Source organism: Streptomyces sp., from assembly GCF_035645055.1.
GTDB lineage: Bacteria > Actinomycetota > Actinomycetes > Streptomycetales > Streptomycetaceae > Streptomyces.
In genome coordinates this window covers 121,387-138,561 of record NZ_DASQNH010000021.1, presented here as the reverse complement: position 1 = coordinate 138,561, position 17,175 = coordinate 121,387, and the positions used below count along the sequence as shown (strand labels likewise).

Sequence of the window (17,175 nt, the reverse complement as noted above, 5' to 3'; positions counted from 1 at the left end):
GTCAGGTGACAAGGCACTGGGTGCCAGAAGTTGCTCTCAAATGAATTCTTTACCCGACAGATGAGCGATGATCGATCGAATCGGGTCGGGAAGCCTTCCGAAAACCGCCTCTGACATGCCAAAACGGCCACCCCGAAGGGTGGCCGTCATCACACGCGCAAGGGTCGGTCAGCGCTCCTTCAACGCCTCCTCGATGGTCCGCATGACCTCCTCCAGCGGGGCGTCGGTGCGGGCCACCGTCACCAGCACCTCGCCGTGGGCCGAGGCCGTCGCCGCGGCCGGCTTCGGCGGGGTCCCGCGGCCCGCCATGATCCCGGTGCCGAAGGTCTTGCGGACGATCGCGAAGGCGTGGTCGAGCTGCGCCTCCACATCGCCCTGACCGCCCGCCCTGAGCCAGCGCCGCAGTACATGGTTGTGGGCCGTGACCACGGCGGACGCGGCGACCTCGGCCAGCAGCGGGTCGTCGTTGGCGTCGTCGTCGTGCGCGTGCTCGTCGAAGTGGCCGAGGAGATAGCGGGTGAAGAGGCGTTCATAGCGGGCCACCGACGCGATCTCCGCCTCGCGCAGGGTGGGCACCTCGCGCGTCAGCTTGTAGCGGGCGACCGAGATCTCGGGCCGCGCCGCGTACATCTTCATCACTTCCTTGATCCCGCGGCACACCGTGTCGAGCGGATGCTCGTGCGCGGGGGCGGCGTTGAGCACCGCCTCGGCGCGGATCAGGGTGTCGTCGTGGTCCGGGAAGATCGCCTCTTCCTTGGAGCGGAAGTGGCGGAAGAAGGTGCGGCGGGCGACCCCGGCCGCGGCAGCGATCTCGTCGACGGTGGTCGCCTCGTACCCCTTGGTCGCGAACAGCTCCATGGCCGCGGCCGCCAGCTCTCGGCGCATTTTCAGCCGCTGGGCGGCGGCGCGACTGCCTGCGGCACTTTCCGGCGCGTCGGGCGTGGCTGGTGTACGGGAGGACTTGGCGGGCTGGGACATGACCCGAACGTACTGCATGTCCGCAGCTCTTCGCGCAGGTCCGGGGTTTCCCCCGCCCTCGGCGGGCGGGGGAGTCCGGGCGGGCGGGGGCTGGGCCGGCCACCCGGGATCGAGCAGACCGCCCCAGTCCTCACCCGCCCGGAACCAGTCGCCGGGCCGCTCAGCGCCGGGCATGTTCGCGGAAGCCGCGGCCCGTCTTGCGGCCGAGGCAGCCCGCGGCCACCAGATGCTCCAGGAGCGGCGCGGGAGCCAGGCCCGGGTCGCGGAACTCGCGGTGCAGGACCCGCTCGATGGCCAGCGAGACATCCAGTCCGACCACGTCCAGCAGCTCGAACGGGCCCATCGGGTAGCCGCCGCCGAGCTTCATCGCGGCGTCGATGTCGTCGAGCGAGGCGTAGTGGTCCTGGACCATCTTGATCGCGTTGTTCAGGTACGGGAAGAGCAGCGCGTTCACGATGAACCCGGCGCGGTCACCGCAGTCCACCGCGTGCTTGCGGATCTTCCCGCAGACCTCGCGGACCGTGGCGTGCGCGTCGTCCGCGGTCAGCACGGTGCGGACCACCTCGACCAGCTTCATCGCCGGGGCGGGGTTGAAGAAGTGCATGCCGATCACGTCCTGCGGGCGCGAGGTGGCGCGGGCGCAGGCGACGACGGGCAGCGAGGAGGTGGTGGTGGCCAGCACCGCGCCCGGCTTGCAGACCTTGTCCAGCGCGGCGAACAGCTGCCGCTTGACCTCCAGGTCCTCGGCGACGGCCTCGACGGCCAGGTCCACGTCGGCGAACGCGTCGTAGGAGCCGGCCGGGACGATCCGCTCCAGGGTCCGGGCGGCCGCCTCCGCGGTCATCCGGCCCTTGTCGACCGAGCGGGCCAGGGACTTGCCGATCCGGGCCTTGGCGGCCTGGGCCTTCTCCTCGCTGCGGGCGGCGAGGACGACCTCGTAACCCGCCTTGGCGAACACCTCGGCGATACCCGACGCCATGGTGCCGGAACCCGCCACGCCGACCGAGCGCACCGGGCGGCCGGGGACCTTCAGGTCGCCGTCGAGCGGCGTCATCGCGTCCCGCACGACGGTGGCGCTGCCCGGGGCCTCGTAGGTGTAGAAGCCGCGGCCCGCCTTGCGGCCGGTCAGGCCCGCCTCGCTGAGCTGCTTGAGGATCGGCGCGGGGGCGTGCAGCCGGTCCCGGGATTCGGCGTACATCGCCTCCAGGACCGTGCGGGCGGTGTCGATGCCGATCAGGTCGAGCAGGGCGAGCGGGCCCATCGGCAGCCCGCAGCCCAGCCGCATCGCGGCGTCGATGTCCTCGCGGGAGGCGTACTTCGCCTCGTACATCGCGGCGGCCTGGTTGAGGTACCCGAACAGCAGGCCGTCCGCGACGAAACCGGGCCGGTCGCCGACCGCGACGGGCTCCTTGCCCAGGGCCAGGGCGAGATCGGTGACCGCGCCGACGGCGGCGGGCGCGGTCAGCACCGAGGAGACCACCTCGACGAGCTTCATCGCCGGGGCGGGGTTGAAGAAGTGCAGGCCCAGGACGCGCTCCGGGCGGGCCGAGTCGGCGGCCAGCCGGGTCACGGACAGCGCGTTGGTGCCGGTGGCCAGGATCGTCTCGGGCCGCACGATGCCGTCGAGTTCCCGGAAGATCTGGTGCTTGATCTCGTACGACTCCGGCGCCACCTCGATGACCAGGTCGGCCTCGGCCGCGGCCCGCAGGTCGGTGGAGGTGCGAACGCGGGCGAGCGCATCGGCGCGCTCCTGCTCGGTGAGCTTGCCGCGCTCGACGGCGCGGGCCGTGGAAGCCTCCAGGGCGGCGACGCAGCGCGCGGCCTGGGCCTCGCTGATGTCGATGCCGACGACCTCGCGGCCGGCCTTGGCCAGGACCTCGGCGATGCCGGTGCCCATGGTGCCGAGGCCGACGACGGCGACGGTCTGGAGCGGGGACAGGGAACTGTCGGACAGGGGAGCGGCCATCGCGGGACTCCAGGAATGAGGGTGACGACGGGAAGCGCGCCCGGGTGCGCCGAAGGGCGCACCGGGTACGTGCTGAGATGCGGGTGTTGGCCGGGCTGCGAGCGCACACGCCCGGTGCCGGTCGTCGCGGACGCGCACACGTCCGCGCTACGGCGGTGAACCGACCGGCCCTGTCCCGTGGCCGAGTCGTACCGAGGTACATCAGTACCGAACCGACTGCGTCCCCCACGGCCCGAGGGGCGTGGGAGGTGCCCCCGCGCGGCGGCCGCGTCACCAGACCGTCGCGAGGAGAGGCGAGTGGGTAACTCGCTCGTCTGAGCTTAACCGGCGGGTAACGAGCGCGCCAGTCCCCGGTCTTTGTGATGTAGGTCCCTCCCCGGCCCGATCGCCCCTACCCTCGCCTCATGGATGTGAGGGACGAAGCGTCACGGGCGCTCACGCAGCGCTTACGGCAGGAGTCGGGTGGCTCGGCGGCCTTCGAGCACCTGGCGGCGACCGGCGACCACGACGAACTCGCGGAGGTGCTGACCGCCCCCGGACAGCCCCTGTGGGCGCGGGAGCTGGCCGCCTTCCGCCTGGGCGTGGCGGGGGACCGCCGCGCCTTCGAGGCCCTGGTCCTCCTCCTCAACCATCGCGACCCGCCCCGCTGCGCCGCCGCCGCCCACGCGCTGGCCCGGCTCGGCGACCCGCGCACCGCCCGCGCGGCGGCGGCCCTCGCCACCAACGAACTGCGGGTGGCCTACGCCCTGCACCCGGTGCGGCTGCTGGCCGACCTGCGCGCCCCGGAGTCCGTCCCCGCGCTGATCACCACGCTGCGACGCCGGCTGCGCCCGCACGACCCCCACCGCCGCGTGGCCCTCGCCTGCGTCGAAGGCCTGGGCGCGCTGGGCGACCCCCGGGCCCGCCCCGTCCTGAGCGAGGCCCTGGCCCACCCGTCCCTCGCCGAGGCCGCGGTACGGGCCCTGGCCCTTATCCCGAAACAGCGGTGAGGCCCGGGCGGCCGGGATCCGTCACGCCGTCACGCCGTCACGCGGTCAGGACGTCAGCCGCCGGACGTACCGCACCTCGGGCACGGCCACCCCGTCCGCCTCGAACGGCTCCTCGGTCCCGTCCGGCCGGAAGCCGGCCCGCTCGTAGAAACGGCGCGCGGGCGCGTTCTCCCGGAGCACCCACAGGAGCATGCGCGGGTGACCGGCGGCCGCGCACCGGCCCGCCGACTCCGCCAGCAGCGCCCGGCCGATGCCTCCGCCGTACCGCCCCGGATCGACGTAGATCGCGTACAGCTCGGCGTCCTCGGTGTACGTCTCACCGTCGCGGTAGGGCCCGTGGCAGGCCCAGCCGACGACGTGCCCGTCCTGCTCGGCGACCAGGTCCCGCGCCGGGCCGGGGCCTTGGGCGAGCCGGGCGCGATGGCGATCGGCGTCCCGCGCCGGGTCCATCGCGTCGAGGTACGACCGCGGGACGAGCTCCCGGTAGGCGGTCCGCCAGCCGCCGACGCGGATCTCCGCGACCCGGTCGCAGTCGGCGGGCGTCATCTCCCGCACGCGCACGGCCGTCACGCGGGGACCACCGCGAACGCCTCGACCTCCATCAGGAACTCGGGACGGACCAGGCCGGCGACCCGCACGGCGGAGGCGGCGGGGAGCCGGTCGTCGGGTATGTGCTCGGCGCGGGCCGCGCGGATCGCCGGCATGTGCGCCATGTCCGTGACGAAGTAGGTGAGTTTGACGACGTCGTCGAACGTCGCCCCGGCGGCGGCCAGACAGCGCCGGAGGTTCTCGAACACCTGGCGGGCCTGGGCGGCCGGATCCCCCTCCCCGACCGGCTTGCCCTCCTCGTCCAGGGCGAGCTGCCCGGATATCGCCACGAAGCGGCCGCTGCCCATCACGACATGGGAGTACTGCGCGGCGGGGGCGACGCCGTCGGGGGCGGGGATCCTGGTCAGCTCGGTCATGGGTCCATGGTGGACCATGGGTCTGACAACGCCCCCGACGGGTCGTCACCTCTCAGGTCAGCGACGGAATCCGAGCAGGGCGTGCAGCGTCCCGCCCGGCGCCGTGGTGGACGTCCTGGCATCCAGCGGCTTCGGGTCCGGTCCCGCCGCGCACACCGCGTCCGCCTCGCCGTCGCCGCGCGGCACCGTGCCGTCGGTGAGGTACGCCGCCAGGTGCCGGTCCAGGCAGGCGTTGCCGCTCAGCGTGACGCCGTGGTTGCCGCCGCCGTCCTCGACCACCAGGCTGGAGCCGCGCAGCAGCCGGTGGACGGTGGCGCCGCCCCGGTAGGGGGTGGCCGCGTCGCCGGTCGCCTGGAACAGCAGCACCGGCGGCAGACGGTCGTTGGACACGTCCACCGGCCGGCCCGCATCCGCCGGCCAGAACGCGCACGGCGCGTTGTACCAGGCGTTGTTCCAGGTCAAGAACGGTGCCCGCGCGTGCACCGCCCAGTTGTCCTCGCGCCACCGCTCCCAGTCGCGCGGCCAGCCGGTGTCCCGGCACTGCACCGCGGTGTAGACGCTGTAGCCGTTGCCGCCGGCGGCGTCCGCCGCCCCGAAGTTCTCGTACGCCTCGATGAGGGGTTCCGTGTCCCCGTCCTCGACGTACGCCGCGAACGCCTCGGCGAGATACGGCCAGTAGCCGTCGTAGTAGCCGCCGGGCACGAAGGTGTCCTCCAGCTCCGCCGCGCCCACCCGGCCGTCCGCCGGCTCCTTCGCCAGCTCCGCCCGCATCGCGTACCAGGCGGTCTCCAGCCGCTCCGGGTCCGTGCCGAGCCCGTACGTCCCGTGGTGCCGGGCCACCCACGCGAGGAAGGCGCGATGGCGGTCGTTGAAGGCGAGGTCCTGGGTGAGGTTGTGCTCGTACCAGACGCCGGTCGGGTCGACCACCGAGTCGAGGACCGCGCGGCGCACCCGCTCCGGGTACAGCCGGGCGTAGACCGCGCCCAGGTAGGTGCCGTACGAGTAACCGAAATAGGAGATCCGGTCCGCGCGCAGCGCCCGGCGGATCAGGTCCAGGTCCCGTGCCGCGCCGACCGTGTCGATGTACGGCAGCACGTCCGCGTGCTTGAGGCCGCAGGCGTCCGCGAACGCCTTCGCGCGCATGAGGTTGGCGTGCTCTCCGGCGGGCGTGAGCGGCACCGGGTCCGGACGTACGGGGTCGAAGTGGCCGGGCGCGCAGTCCAGGGCGGGGTCGCTCCGGCCCACTCCGCGCGGATCGAAGCCGATCACGTCGTACTGGGCGGCGACCTTCTCGGGCAGCGCGGAGGCGACGAACCCGGCGAGGGTGAGACCGCTGCCGCCGGGGCCGCCGGGGTTGACCAGGAGGGGGCCCTGGGAGGTCTTCGCGGTGTGCGGGACCCGGGACAGCGCCAGGGTGATCTGCCGCCCGCGCGGGTCCGCGTGGTCGAGCGGCACCTTCAGGGACGCGCACTGGAGCGTCGGGTAGGCGGTCGTGCCGCACGTCTTCCAGGCGAGGCGCGCGGCGGGAGCGGGGTCCGCGCGGGGGGCGCCGGCCCGGGCCGGGGCGGCGGAGAGCGCTGCGGCCGAGAGCGTCGCCGCCGCGACGGCGGCGGCACCGCGCAGCACGGCCGCGCGCTGGGACAAGGAGTGCATGGAGCCTCCCGGGACGGAGGTTGCCGGACCGTGAGGATCACGGTCCTCGCCGCATCGTCCCGGGGTGGGCGCCCGGAAGAACATGTTCGGTCGGGACGTGACCCGATTGCTCCGCCGGATGCGCCCCGACGCTGCTCAGAGCAGCGTGAGCTGGGTCGGTTCCGGTGGGGCAGGCTCGGGCTCCCGGATCCGGCGGGCCGTCCCCGCGCGCGTGGGTCCGATGCCGTACTCCCGCGCGAGGTCGTGCACCTGCCGGGTGATCCGGCGCTGGTACCACTTCGGGGCATAGGCGCCGTCCGCGTACAGCCGCTCGTAGCGGCGCACCAGATACGGGTGCTCGCGCTCCAGCCAGGCCATGAACCACTCCCGGGCGCCGGGCCGCAGATGCAGCACCAGCGGCGTCACGGAGGTGGCCCCGGAGGCCGCGATCGCCCGCACGGTGGCCCGCAGCCGGTCCGGGTGGTCGCTCAGGAACGGGATCACCGGTGCCATCAGCACCCCGCAGCCGATGCCGCGCTCCCCGAGGGCGCGCACGACGTCCAGCCGCCGCTCCGGCGCCGGGGTGCCCGGCTCCACGGTGCGCCACAGCTCGGTGTCGGTGAAGCCGACCGAGACGGAGATGCCGACGTCCGTCACCCGCGCGGCCTCGGTCAGCAGGTCCAGATCGCGCAGGATCAGCGTGCCCTTGGTCAGGATCGAGAAGGGGTTCGCGCGGTCGCGCAGGGCGGCGATGATGCCCGGCATCAGCCGGTAGCGGCCCTCGGCCCGCTGGTAGCAGTCGACGTTGGTGCCCATCGCGATGTGCTCGCCGTGCCAGCGCGGGGAGGCCAGCTGGCGGCGCAGCAGCTCCGGCGCGTTCACCTTCACCACGATCTGGGAGTCGAAGCCGAGGCCGGTGTCGAGGTCCAGGTAGCTGTGGGTCTTGCGGGCGAAGCAGTAGACGCACGCGTGTGAGCAGCCCCGGTAGGGGTTGACCGTCCACTCGAAGGGCATGCGGGAGGCCCCGGGCACCCGGTTGAGGACGGAGCGGGCCCGCACCTCGTGGAAGGTGATCCCGCGGAATTCCGGCGTGTCGAAGGTGCGGGTGGTCACCGCGTCCGCGCCGAACAGCGCGGCGTCGGCCCGGGCGTGCTCCTCGGACTCGACGGAGAGGTTCTCCCAGCGCATGACGCCTCCTCGGTAGTGCTCGCCCCCAGAATAGAACATGTGTTCCCATGATCGTGCGAGCAGTGCCGGGCCCCGATTTGGGCGGCCGGGCGGCGGGGTGGTTGGCTTGCCCCCAACCCCGAGAACCCCAGGTGCTGGAGGAACGCAATGGCTCAGGTCGAGGCCACTACCGAGCGGGTCGTCGCGGCGGACCCGGAGACGGTGTTCGACACCCTCGCCGACTACAGCGGCACGCGCGCGAAGCTGCTGCCCGAGCAGTTCAGCGAGTACGAGGTGCGCGAGGGCGGTGACGGCGAGGGCACCCTCGTCCACTGGAAGCTCCAGGCCACCAGCAAGCGCGTCCGCGACTGCCTCCTGGAGGTCACCGAGCCCACCGACGGCGAGCTGGTCGAGAAGGACCGCAACTCCTCCATGGTCACCACCTGGCGCGTCACCCCGGCCGGCGAGGGCAAGTCCCGGGTCGTCGTGACCACGGTGTGGAACGGCGCCGGCGGCATCGGCGGCTTCTTCGAGAAGACCTTCGCCCCCAAGGGTCTCGGCCGGATCTACGACGCGGTGCTCGCCAAGCTCGCCGCCGAGGTCGAGAAGTAGTCAAGAGCCAACGCATCTTGGCGCGTTGGCGTCCTCACCGGATCGAGTGGTTCTCCGTATCGACCGGCTTTACGCCGTAACTCGTCGCGCTTGCTCGTAGTTGCCGCATTACGCGGAAATCCGAGCAGCGCGACGAGGGGAGCGGTACGTGGGCGGGATCACTCTGGTGCAGGAAGAACCGGTCGCGGCGGCGCCCGGACAGCCTCCCGCCGCACCCCCCGACCGGGCCGCCGAACTCAGCCCCCGCCGCGTGCGGCTGGTCTTCTTCGGACTGATGCTGGCCCTGCTGCTCGCCGCCCTGGAGCAGATGATCGTCGCCACCGCGCTGCCGAGGATCGTCGGCGAGCTGCACGGCCTCGACAAGATGGCCTGGGCGATCACCGCCTACCTGCTCACCGCCACCGTCGGACTGCCGATCTACGGCAAGCTCGGCGACCTCTTCGGCCGCAAGGGCGTCTTCCAGTTCGCCATCGTCGTCTTCGTCGCCGGCTCCGCGCTGGCCGGCCGCGCCCAGACGATGGACCAGCTGATCGCCTGCCGCGCGGTGCAGGGCGTCGGCGCGGGCGGGCTCATGATCGGCGTGCAGGCGATCATCGCGGACATCGTGCCGCCCCGGCGGCGCGGCCGGTTCATGGGGCTGATCGGCGCGGCCTTCGGGCTCGCCTCGGTGGCCGGCCCCCTGCTCGGCGGCTATCTCACCGACCACCACTCCTGGCGCTGGTGCTTCTACATCAACGTCCCCTTCGGCCTGGTCACCATGGCCGTCATCGCGGCCGTCCTCAAACTCCCCAAGCCCACCGCGAAGCCCCGCCTGGACCTCCTCGGCGCGCTGCTGCTCGCCGCCGCCTCCACCTGCCTGGTCCTGCTGACCAGCTGGGGCGGCACCGAACACGCCTGGGACTCGCGCGTCAGCCTCGGCCTCGGCGCGGGCGCCCTCGCCGCCACCCTCCTGTTCCTCGTCGCCGAACGCCACGCCGCCGAACCCCTCATCCCCCTGCGGCTGTTCAAGGACTCCGTCTTCAACGTCACCGGCCTGGTCGGCCTGGTCATCGGCGTCGCCCTGTTCGGCGCGGCCAGCTATCTGCCGACCTTCCTGCAGATGGTGGACGGAGCCAGCGCCACCGAGTCCGGCCTGCTGATGCTGCCCATGATGGGCGGCATCGTCGGCGCCTCCATCGTCTCCGGCCAGCTCATCAGCCTCACCGGCCGCTACAAGATCTACCCCGTCCTCGGCAGCGCCCTGTCCGCCGTCGGCATGTGGCTGCTCTCCCGGCTGGAGGCCGACACCCCGCGGCTGCACTACAGCGTCTGGATGGCCGTCCTGGGCGCCGGGATCGGCCTGGTCATGCCGGTGCTCATCCTCGCCGTGCAGAACTCGGTACGCCCCGCCGACCTCGGCACCGCCACCAGCTTCAACAACTACTTCCGGCAGATCGGCGGCAGCGTCGGCGCCGCGATCTTCGGCACCCTCTTCGCCGACCGGCTCAGCGATTCCCTCGGCGACCACCTCCCCGCCCGGGCCGGCGCCGAGCTTCCGGACCCCGAGTCCCTGACCCCCGAGCTGGTCCACGCGCTGCCCCCGGCGCTGCGCGACGGCTACATCCAGGCCTACGCCGACGCCATGCCGAGGATCTTCCTCTACCTCGTGCCGGTGCTGGTCCTCGGCCTGCTCATCGCCTTCTTCCTCAAGGAGAGACCACTGGTGTCCCACAACGCCCCTGCCACCGCCCCGGAGACCACGCCGGTCGCCCCGCCGGCGCCCGCACCGCCGATCCCGCATGCCCGGGCGGCGTACGCGGGCGGCATCCCGGTCTGCGGCACGGTGCAGCACTCGGACGGGACCGTCGTGCCCCGCGCGGCGCTCACCCTGATCAACGTCGCCGGACAGCAGATCGGGCGGGGAGCCAGCGGTGAGGACGGTCGCTACGCGCTGGCCACTCCGGGCTCGGGGGCGTACGTGCTGATCGCCGCCGCGGGCGGCCACCAGCCGCAGGCCGTCTCCGTGACCGTCGGCGAGCGCCCCGTCGAGCTGGACGTCGTCCTCGGCGGCGCCGGACGCCTCGCGGGCACCGTCGTCACCGCCGACGGCACCCCCGTACGCGACGCCACCGTCACCCTCACCAATGTCCACGGCGAGGTCGTCGCCGCCACCCGCAGCGGACGCGAGGGCGGCTACGTCATCACCGAGCTGGTCGCCGGCGAGTACACCCTCGCCGCCAGCGCGCCCGCGTTCCGCCCCGCCGCGCTCCCGGTCACCGTCCAGGCCGCCCGCGAGACCCGCCAGGACATCGAACTCGCGGGCGGCGCCGTGCTGCGCGGCACCGTCCGGGCCGGCGGCGGACGGTCCGTCGAGGACGCGCGCGTGACCCTGCTCGACGCGGCGGGCAACGTCGTCGACACCATGACCACCGGCGCCGACGGCACCTTCCGGTTCGTCGACCTGTCGTCCGGCGAGTACACCGTCATCGCGGCCGGCTATCCGCCCGTGGCCACCGTGCTCCAGGTGGCCGGCGGCGGCCGCACGGAACGCGATCTTCAGCTGGGGCACGAGGACTGACACACGCGCACCCGCCGGGACGGCGCGAGGCGCGGAGGGTGCGCCTCGCGCCGTCCCGTGCGCCTTGTGACCGCGATCAGGGGGCGGCAGGTCGTACCCGCCCGGCCCCTCGCGCAATAACGCGGACATCAGCGGACATCACACGGGTGCGGCGTCGAGGCACCCTGCCGACCGCCACCCGCCACGACAGAGGCGTTCGCGCGCGCGTTCTGGTCTGTGGTGCGGGCCACGCGTAACGTGAGGCCGGCAAAGATCCGCGTCCGGGACCGGCGGAGTTGGGAGCATGGTGAAGATCCTCATCAGCGCCGACATGGAGGGTGCCACGGGCGTCACCTGGCCGGCCGACGTCCTGCCGGGGACCCCGCAGTGGGAGCGGTGCCGGGCGATGTTCACCTCCGACGTGCAGGCCGCCGCCCTCGGCTTCTTCGACGGCGGCGCGGACCGGGTGCTGGTGAACGAGGCGCACTGGACGATGCGCAACCTGCTGCTGGAACGGCTGGACGACCGGGTGGAGATGCTGACCGGGCGGCACAAGTCGCTGTCCATGGTGGAGGGCGTGCAGCACGGCGACGTCGACGGCATCGCCTTCGTCGGCTACCACGCGGGTGCCGGCATGGAGGGCGTGCTCGCCCACACCTACCTCGCCAACTCCATCACCGGGGTCTGGCTGAACGACGTCCGCGCCAGCGAAGGGCTGCTCAACGCCCACGTTGTCGCCGAGTACGGCGTGCCGGTGGTGCTGGTCACCGGGGACGACGTGGCGTGCGAGGACGCGCTCGGGTACGCGCCCGAGGCCCTGAAGGTCGCGGTGAAGGACCATGTGTCGCGGTACGCGGCGGTGTGCCGTACGCCGGCCAGGACGGCGGCGGACATCCGGGCGGCGGCGAAGGAGGCGGTGGCGCTGGCGGGCCGGCGGGATCCGATGGCCGCTCGACCGCATACGGCCGGCGGGCCGGTGGCAGCCGGTGGGCCGTATACAGTCGCCGTCGAGTTCGACGCCGAGCACCTGGCGATGGCGGCCACCGTCGTGCCGGGCGTCGGCCGGGTCGGGGAGCGCAAGGTGGCGTACACCAGCCCGACGATGTACGAGGGAATCCGCACCTTCAAGGCGGTCACCACCGTCGCCTCGGCCGCCGTGGAGGAGCAGTATGGCTGACCGGCACGCGCTGGACGAGGTCGTCGAGTTCACCTCCGGCCTCATCCGCATCGACACCACCAACCGGGGCGCCGGCGACTGCCGGGAGCGGCCCGCCGCGGAGTACGCGGCCGAGCGGCTGGCCGACGCCGGTCTGGAGCCCACGCTGCTGGAACGCACCCCGGGCCGCACCAATGTCGTCGCCCGGATCGAGGGCACCGACCCGTCCGCCGACGCGCTGCTGCTGCACGGCCATCTGGACGTGGTCCCCGCCGAGGCCGCCGACTGGAGCGTGCACCCGTTCTCCGGGGAGGTGCGCGACGGGGTCGTCTGGGGGCGGGGCGCGGTCGACATGAAGAACATGGACGCGATGATCCTCGCCGTCGTGCGGGCCTGGGCCCGTGCGGGCTTCCGGCCCCGCCGGGACATCGTCGTCGCGTTCACCGCAGACGAGGAGGCCAGCGCGGAGGACGGCTCCGGGTTCCTCGCCGACGAGCACCCGTATCTCTTCGAGGGGTGCACCGAGGGCATCAGCGAATCCGGGGCGTTCACCTTCCACGACGGCGCGGGCCGGCAGCTCTACCCGATCGCCGCCGGGGAACGGGGCACGGCCTGGCTGAAGCTCACCGCGCGCGGACGCGCCGGGCACGGCTCCAAGGTGAACCGGGAGAACGCGGTCACCCGGCTCGCCGCCGCGATCACCCGGATCGGCGCCCACGAGTGGCCGCCGCGGCTGACCCCGACCGTGCGGGCCGCGCTCACCGAACTCGCCGCGCTCTACGGCGTGGACGCCGATCTGCGCGATGTCGACCGGCTGCTGGAGAAGCTGGGCCCGGCCGCGAAGCTCGTCGAGTCGACCGTGCGCAACAGTGCCAACCCGACCATGCTGGACGCCGGTTACAAGATCAACGTCATTCCGGGCGAGGCCGTGGCCTATGTCGACGGGCGGTATCTGCCCGGCTGCGAGGAGGAGTTCCGCGCCGCCCTCGACCGGCTCACCGGGCCGGATGTGGACTGGGAGTACCACCACCGCGAGGTCGCCCTCCAGGCGCCGGTGGACTCGCCGACGTACGCCCGGCTGCGCGCCGCCGTCGAGGAGTTCGCGCCGGAGGGCCACGTCGTGCCGTACTGCATGTCCGGCGGCACCGACGCCAAGCAGTTCTCCCGGCTCGGCGTCACCGGCTACGGGTTCACCCCGCTGAAGCTGCCCGAGGGCTACGACTACCAGGCCATGTTCCACGGCGTCGACGAGCGGGTGCCGGTCGAGGCGCTGCACTTCGGCGTCCGCGTCCTCGACCGCTTCCTGCGGACGGCCTAGGCGGATGGGGGACGAGGTGCACACCCTGCCCTACGGCTCCTGGCCCTCGCCGATCGACGCGGCCCTCGCCGCCGCGCACGACGGCCGGCCCGAGTACGTCGGCTTCGTCGGCGACGAGGTGTGGTGGACCGAGCCGCGGCCCGCCGAGGGCGGCCGGCGCGCGCTGGTGCGGCGGCGGGCGGACGGCGTCGAGGAGCAGATGCTGTCCGCGCCGTGGAACGTGCGCAGCCGGGTGTGGGAGTACGGCGGGCGGCCCTGGGCGGGCGGGGTCGTGGACGGCCGGCCGCTGGTGGTGTTCGCGCACTACGCCGACCAGCGGCTGTACCGGTACGAGCCCGGCGCGGGCGCCCCGCGTCCGCTGACCCCGGTGTCGGCGGTGGGCGGCGGGCTGCGCTGGGCCGACCCGGTGCTGTGCGTGGAGCGCGGTGAGGTGTGGTGCGTGCTGGAGGAGTTCACCGGTGACGGGCCCGGTGCGGTGCGCCGGGTGCTGGCCGCCGTGCCGCTGGACGGTTCGGCCGCCGGTGACCGGGGCGGTGTCCGTGAACTGAGCGACGGCGGGCACCGGTTCGTGACCGGGCCGCGTCTCGCCCCGGACGGGCGGCGGGTGGCCTGGCTCGGCTGGGACCATCCGCGGATGCCGTGGGAGGGCACGGAGGTGATCGCCGCCGAGGTCGGGGACGACGGCCGGCTGCGCGGAGCGCGGACGGTGGCAGGGGGACCGGAGGAGTCGATCGCCCAGGTGGAGTGGTCGACGGACAACCGTCTTCTGTACACGAGCGACCGTACGGGCTGGTGGAACCTCTACCGGGACGGGGAGCCGCTGTGCCCGCGCGAGGAGGAGTTCGGCGGCCCGCTGTGGAAGGTCGGCCAGCGCTGGTTCGCGCCGCTGGAGAACGGGCTCATCGCCGTCGTCCACGGTCGGGGGCCGGCCGTACTCGGGATACTGGATCCCGAATCCGGTGAACTCGTCGACGCCGCCGGCCCCTGGACCGAGTTCTGTCCCACCCTCGCCGCGCACGGCGAGCGCGTCGTCGCCGTCGGCGCCAGCCCGCGCACCGCCCACGAGGTGATCGAGCTGGACACCCGGACCGGCCGGGCCCGGGTGATCGGCGCCGCGCACCGCGACGCGGTCGACCCCGCCTACTACCCCGAGCCGCAGATCCGCACCTTCACCGGACCCGAAGGCCGCGACATCCACGCCCGGGTGTATCCGCCGCACCACCCCGTCTGCACCGCCCCCGCGCGGGAACTCCCGCCGTATGTCGTCTGGGCGCACGGCGGGCCCACCGACCGTGCCCCGCTCGTCCTCGACCTCGCCGTCGCCTACTTCACCTCCCGCGGCATCGGCGTCGCCGAGGTCGACTACGGCGGGTCCAGCGGCTACGGGCGGGCCTACCGGGAGCGGCTGCGCGAGCAGTGGGGCGTGGTCGACGTCGAGGACTGCGCGGCCGTCGCGCTCGCCCTCGCCGACGAGGGCACCGCCGACCGGGCGCGGCTCGCCATCCGGGGCGGCAGCGCGGGCGGCTGGACCGCCGCCGCCTCCCTCGCCGCCACCGACGTCTACGCCTGCGGCACGATCCTCTACCCCGTCCTCGACCTCACCGGCTGGGCGTCGGGGGAGACGCACGACTTCGAGTCGGGGTATCCGGAGAGCCTGGTCGGGCCGTTCGCCGAGGTGCCCGGACGGTACGCGGAGCGCTCGCCCGTGACCCGGGCCGACCGGATCGCCGTACCGTTCCTGCTGCTCCAGGGCCTGGACGACGTGGTGTGCCCGCCCGTGCAGTGCGAGCGGTTCCTGGCCCGGATGGACGGGCGGCGGGTGCCGCATGCCTATCTCGCCTTCGAGGGCGAGGGCCACGGCTTTCGCCGGGCGGAGACCATGGTGTGCGCCCTGGAGGCCGAACTGTCGCTGTACGCCCAGGTGTTCGGGCTGCGGGTGCCCGGCATCCGTCCGGTGGAGCTGACCAGGTGAGGGAACTCGTCCGGCCGCGCCGGCTCGCCCCCGGCGCCCGGGTCGCCGTCGTCGCGCCCAGCGGGCCGGTGCCCGAGGAGCGCCTCCAGGCGGGCCTCGACGTGCTGCGCGGCTGGGATCTCGACCCCGTCGTGGCCCCGCATGTGCTCGACCGGCACGGCACGTTGCCCTATCTCGCGGGCGCCGACGCCGACCGCGCCGCCGACTTCCAGGCCGCCTGGTGCGATCCGGCGGTGGACGCGGTGCTGTGCGCCCGCGGTGGCTACGGCGTCCAGCGGATGGTCGATCTGCTCGACTGGGAGGCGCTGCGCGCCGCCGGGCCGAAGGTCCTGGTCGGCTTCAGCGACGTCACCGCGCTGCACGAGGCGTTCGCCGCCCGGCTGGGACTCGTCACCCTGCACGGGCCGATGGCCGCCGGGATCGACTTCGTCAAGAACGCGCGTGCCCAGGACCACCTGAAGGCCACCCTGTTCGCGCCGGAGACGGTCCGCGCGATCGGCTCGGGCGGCCGCGCCCTGGTGCCGGGGCGGGCGCGGGGTGTGCTGTTCGGCGGCTGTCTGAGCCTGCTCGCCGCGGAACTCGGCACCCCGCACGCCCGGCGGTCCGCGCAGGGCGGGCTGCTCTGCCTGGAGGACGTGGGGGAGGAGCCGTACCGCCTGGACCGCTGTCTCACCCAACTGCTGCGGGCCGGCGCGCTCGACGGGGTGCGCGGGGTGCTCCTCGGCTCCTGGGAGGGGTGCGAGCCGTACGAGCGGGTGCGGGCCCTGCTCGCCGAACGGCTGGGCGGGCTCGGTGTGCCGGTGGCGGAGGAGTTCGGCTTCGGGCACTGCGCGGGCGCGCTCACCATCCCGTTCGGGGTGGCGGCCCGACTCGACGCGGCGGCGGGGACGCTGACACTGGACGAACCGGCACTGCGCTGAGCACGGCGCTTCGCTCAGCACCGCACTGCGCTGAGTACTGCGCGGCACCCATCTGGGCTGGACCAGCGCGCCGCAGACCCGGCCCCTGACCTTCGTGGCGCACCCCGCGCCACCCTCCGGTCGTCTCCCCGGCGGCCGAGCCACCCGTGGGGCACGGGCGGGCGGGCGCTCACCGTGCGGGTCCCGGCCTTCGGGCTCATCCTGGTGTCATGAGCCCGAAGACCTCCGGCGGTGGCTCCCGGGGAGCCGCGGCCGGCCCGTCGTAGGCTGGTCCGATGCCGCACGACACCTCCCGCTATCTCGCCGAGGGCCCCCGGGTGGGCATACGCCACTTCACACACCGCGACGGCGCCGAGTTCGTCGCGCGCGTCCGGGAGAGCAAGGACCTGCACCATCCGTGGCTGTTCCCGCCGGACAGCATCGAGGCGTACGCCGGCTACGCGGGCCGGCTGATCGACGACCCGGCCAGGGCGGGGTTCCTCGTCTGCGAGCTGGACGGCCCGGCCGGGCCGGGGGCGATCGCCGGGTTCATCAACATCAACAACATCGTCGGCGGCGGCTTCCAGTGCGGCGCCCTCGGCTACGGCGCCTTCGCGCACGCCGCCGGTCGCGGACTGATGCGGGAGGGCCTGGAGCTGGTGGTGCGCCACGCGTTCGGGCCCATGCGACTGCACCGGCTGGAGATCAACGTGCAACCGGGGAACACCGCCTCCATCAACCTGGCGAAGGCCGCGGGCTTCCGGCGGGAGGGCTTCTCGCCGAACATGCTCTTCATCGACGGGGCCTGGCGCGACCACGAGCGCTGGGCGCTCACCGTCGAGATGCGGGTTTCCGGTTGACCGTCAACGATCCTGACCGGTAGGTCCTCGGGACCGGCGGCGGCGGACGGCGCCGGCAGGACTGGCTCACCGAGCCCGGCACCGGTGGTTGCCGCGAGATTTAGGCCGGGCTCGCCCGTACCCAG

14 protein-coding genes are annotated in these 17,175 nt (G+C 73.5%); 8 read left to right on the top strand and 6 right to left on the bottom strand.

Annotated elements, in window-relative coordinates:
* Positions 1–168: 168 nt before the first annotated feature.
* Both VE614_RS07270 and VE614_RS07265 read right to left on the bottom strand, forming a co-directional pair.
* Entirely contained in the window at positions 169–978 is an 810-nt protein-coding gene (locus VE614_RS07270) for a TetR family transcriptional regulator (protein ID WP_324933798.1), read from the bottom strand.
* Positions 979–1,138: 160 nt separating this feature from the next.
* Complete coding sequence (locus VE614_RS07265) at positions 1,139–2,944, bottom strand: 3-hydroxybutyryl-CoA dehydrogenase (protein ID WP_324933796.1); 1,806 nt, start codon at positions 2,942–2,944, stop codon at positions 1,139–1,141.
* A 404-nt stretch (positions 2,945–3,348) separates the two neighbouring features.
* Here VE614_RS07265 and VE614_RS07260 point away from each other — a divergent pair, with 404 nt between their 5' ends.
* Positions 3,349–3,933 carry an adenylosuccinate lyase gene (locus VE614_RS07260; protein WP_324933794.1) on the top strand — a complete coding sequence of 195 codons (585 nt, stop codon included), beginning with the start codon at positions 3,349–3,351 and terminating at the stop codon, positions 3,931–3,933.
* Positions 3,934–3,978: 45 nt separating this feature from the next.
* Here the strand turns inward: VE614_RS07260 and VE614_RS07255 are convergent, their stop codons facing one another.
* The 4 genes from VE614_RS07255 to VE614_RS07240 form a co-directional block, all read right to left on the bottom strand.
* Entirely contained in the window at positions 3,979–4,479 is a 501-nt protein-coding gene (locus tag VE614_RS07255; RefSeq protein WP_414719541.1) for a GNAT family N-acetyltransferase, read from the bottom strand.
* 20 nt (positions 4,480–4,499) lie between these two features.
* Positions 4,500–4,898: a RidA family protein gene (locus tag VE614_RS07250; RefSeq protein ID WP_324933790.1), complete on the bottom strand. Its 399-nt coding sequence runs from the start codon at positions 4,896–4,898 to the stop codon at positions 4,500–4,502.
* Positions 4,899–4,955: 57 nt separating this feature from the next.
* Positions 4,956–6,551 carry an alpha/beta hydrolase gene (locus tag VE614_RS07245; RefSeq protein ID WP_414719538.1) on the bottom strand — a complete coding sequence of 532 codons (1,596 nt, stop codon included), beginning with the start codon at positions 6,549–6,551 and terminating at the stop codon, positions 4,956–4,958.
* A gap of 135 nt (positions 6,552–6,686) precedes the next feature.
* Positions 6,687–7,718: an Rv2578c family radical SAM protein gene (locus tag VE614_RS07240; RefSeq protein WP_324933932.1), complete on the bottom strand. Its 1,032-nt coding sequence runs from the start codon at positions 7,716–7,718 to the stop codon at positions 6,687–6,689.
* Between the two features lie 147 nt (positions 7,719–7,865).
* Here VE614_RS07240 and VE614_RS07235 point away from each other — a divergent pair, with 147 nt between their 5' ends.
* The 7 genes from VE614_RS07235 (at position 7,866) to VE614_RS07205 (ending at position 17,050) form a co-directional block, all read left to right on the top strand.
* A complete protein-coding gene (locus VE614_RS07235) occupies positions 7,866–8,309 on the top strand; it encodes an SRPBCC family protein (protein ID WP_324933788.1) in 444 nt (147 codons plus the stop codon).
* A 148-nt stretch (positions 8,310–8,457) separates the two neighbouring features.
* On the top strand, positions 8,458–10,866 hold the full coding sequence (locus VE614_RS07230) for an MFS transporter (RefSeq protein WP_324933786.1): 2,409 nt from the start codon (positions 8,458–8,460) through the stop codon (positions 10,864–10,866).
* Between the two features lie 286 nt (positions 10,867–11,152).
* On the top strand, positions 11,153–12,022 hold the full coding sequence (locus VE614_RS07225; protein ID WP_324933930.1) for a M55 family metallopeptidase: 870 nt from the start codon (positions 11,153–11,155) through the stop codon (positions 12,020–12,022).
* Positions 12,015–13,319 carry a M20/M25/M40 family metallo-hydrolase gene (locus VE614_RS07220; protein WP_324933784.1) on the top strand — a complete coding sequence of 435 codons (1,305 nt, stop codon included), beginning with the start codon at positions 12,015–12,017 and terminating at the stop codon, positions 13,317–13,319. The genes VE614_RS07225 and VE614_RS07220 overlap by 8 nt, the downstream gene beginning before the upstream one ends.
* 4 nt (positions 13,320–13,323) lie before the next feature.
* Complete coding sequence (locus VE614_RS07215; RefSeq protein WP_324933782.1) at positions 13,324–15,291, top strand: prolyl oligopeptidase family serine peptidase; 1,968 nt, start codon at positions 13,324–13,326, stop codon at positions 15,289–15,291.
* Positions 15,288–16,211: an LD-carboxypeptidase gene (locus tag VE614_RS07210; protein ID WP_324933780.1), complete on the top strand. Its 924-nt coding sequence runs from the start codon at positions 15,288–15,290 to the stop codon at positions 16,209–16,211. The genes VE614_RS07215 and VE614_RS07210 overlap by 4 nt, the downstream gene beginning before the upstream one ends.
* Positions 16,212–16,486: 275 nt before the next feature.
* The gene (locus VE614_RS07205; RefSeq protein WP_324933778.1) at positions 16,487–17,050 is read left to right on the top strand and encodes a GNAT family protein; all 564 of its coding nucleotides are present in this window, start codon (positions 16,487–16,489) and stop codon (positions 17,048–17,050) included.
* Positions 17,051–17,175 lie beyond the last annotated feature (125 nt).

What these genes read in the sequence shown, in the direction of transcription:
- VE614_RS07270 (WP_324933798.1), bottom strand. Translation starts at nt 978, where the DNA reads ATGTCCCAGCCCGCCAAGTCCTCCCGTACACCAGCCACGCCCGACGCG.
- VE614_RS07265 (WP_324933796.1), bottom strand. Translation starts at nt 2,944, where the DNA reads ATGGCCGCTCCCCTGTCCGACAGTTCCCTGTCCCCGCTCCAGACCGTC.
- VE614_RS07260 (WP_324933794.1), top strand. Translation starts at nt 3,349, where the DNA reads ATGGATGTGAGGGACGAAGCGTCACGGGCGCTCACGCAGCGCTTACGG.
- VE614_RS07255 (WP_414719541.1), bottom strand. Translation starts at nt 4,479, where the DNA reads ATGACGCCCGCCGACTGCGACCGGGTCGCGGAGATCCGCGTCGGCGGC.
- VE614_RS07250 (WP_324933790.1), bottom strand. Translation starts at nt 4,898, where the DNA reads ATGACCGAGCTGACCAGGATCCCCGCCCCCGACGGCGTCGCCCCCGCC.
- VE614_RS07245 (WP_414719538.1), bottom strand. Translation starts at nt 6,551, where the DNA reads ATGCACTCCTTGTCCCAGCGCGCGGCCGTGCTGCGCGGTGCCGCCGCC.
- VE614_RS07240 (WP_324933932.1), bottom strand. Translation starts at nt 7,718, where the DNA reads ATGCGCTGGGAGAACCTCTCCGTCGAGTCCGAGGAGCACGCCCGGGCC.
- VE614_RS07235 (WP_324933788.1), top strand. Translation starts at nt 7,866, where the DNA reads ATGGCTCAGGTCGAGGCCACTACCGAGCGGGTCGTCGCGGCGGACCCG.
- VE614_RS07220 (WP_324933784.1), top strand. Translation starts at nt 12,015, where the DNA reads ATGGCTGACCGGCACGCGCTGGACGAGGTCGTCGAGTTCACCTCCGGC.
- VE614_RS07215 (WP_324933782.1), top strand. Translation starts at nt 13,324, where the DNA reads ATGGGGGACGAGGTGCACACCCTGCCCTACGGCTCCTGGCCCTCGCCG.
- VE614_RS07205 (WP_324933778.1), top strand. Translation starts at nt 16,487, where the DNA reads ATGCCGCACGACACCTCCCGCTATCTCGCCGAGGGCCCCCGGGTGGGC.